The sequence below is a fragment of the Alienimonas chondri genome, assembly GCF_013036045.1.
Lineage (GTDB): Bacteria > Planctomycetota > Planctomycetia > Planctomycetales > Planctomycetaceae > Alienimonas > Alienimonas chondri.
In genome coordinates, this window is record NZ_WTPX01000354.1 from 1 (window position 1) to 1108 (window position 1108).

At 62.5% G+C, this 1108-nt stretch carries 2 protein-coding genes; both read left to right on the forward strand.

The genetic code is table 11. The annotated features are described in order from the left end of the window. On the forward strand, positions 1 to 485 hold a 485-nt coding region (locus tag LzC2_RS21615), incomplete at its 5' end, for a hypothetical protein (protein ID WP_206678878.1). A 3-nt stretch (positions 486 to 488) separates the two neighbouring features. Next, positions 489 to 977: a hypothetical protein gene (locus tag LzC2_RS21620; RefSeq protein ID WP_171190082.1), complete on the forward strand. Its 489-nt coding sequence runs from the start codon at positions 489 to 491 to the stop codon at positions 975 to 977. The last annotated feature ends 131 nt before the right edge of the window (positions 978 to 1108 follow it).

Genomic DNA, 1108 nt, shown 5'->3' on the forward strand with positions numbered 1-1108 from the left:
CCAGAACACCCGGAATTAACGTCTCCTTGCTGGACCAATTTGAAGAACGGAACGGCAAAGATTTTGCGTACGCCGCGCACCTTGGGATGTCCTTCTATAAGAACGGCGCCAGCTTTAGCGACTCGCAAGTTTATATCGACGCCGATCAGGCGCCGGTTTCCCTCCGCGAAGAGAATCGCTTTAACTACTGGGTTCAGAGACACAAAAACGCCGTCGCTGCGTTCTATCGGCTGCGAGACCTCCTCGCGGAAGGCCGCCTAAGCCTCGGCGAGTCATGGGAATCGGCACACGAAAAGCTCGAAAAACTCCGCGACGCGGCCCGCGAAGCCGCGGACGACGTTAAAGATGCCGAGAAAGTCCGGCTCGAAAATGACCCGGAATATGCAGCGCAGCTAAAGCGCAGGGCCGACGTCGTGGAGTATGAAGCCCGCACGCGGGCCGAATTCGCCGAGCAATGCAATAAAGCCGCGGCGATGGAGATTTAGACGATGGGCACCGTCACGAGCATACCGCCGCCGCTGCGCAGCGCCCCCGCGACGTCTACGGACGCCGCCGCGGCGGCGACGTTGCTGCGCGTCGTGCGTTTGGTCCCGAAGGGCGGCCAAACGACCCGCGGCCAGATCGCAGCCCGACTGGGTTGGTCGGTCGGCAAAGTCGACAGGATTGCGAGAGACTTGGTCGCGTCGGGTCTGATCGCCGTGCGACCCACGATCTATTCGGGTTCGACGTATAGAGCCGCGCCGCCGGGCGCCGCCGGGACCGTCCGCTCCGCGGACGACGCCGAGCACCTCGTGCAAATCGTCGCCCGATATTCCACCCCCAATCGCGCCGCGTCGATTCAAAAGATCGCGGCGGCGGCCGGCCGCGAGAAAACCGCCGTCCGTGCCGAACTCGTCGCGCTGGCGGCGGCCGGAAAACTGCGACGGATCGAACCCGCGACCAGCCGATCGACAATTCGCTTCGCGCCGCTCGCATAAATTCCTCACCTTCCCCTCTCTATCACTCTCCGAAAGTTTTTCGATGCCCGTCAAACAAAACGTCTACTGCACCAACGCCGAGCACGCGGTCGAACCGCTGGAATCCCCGGTCTATGATTTCCGCCCGACGG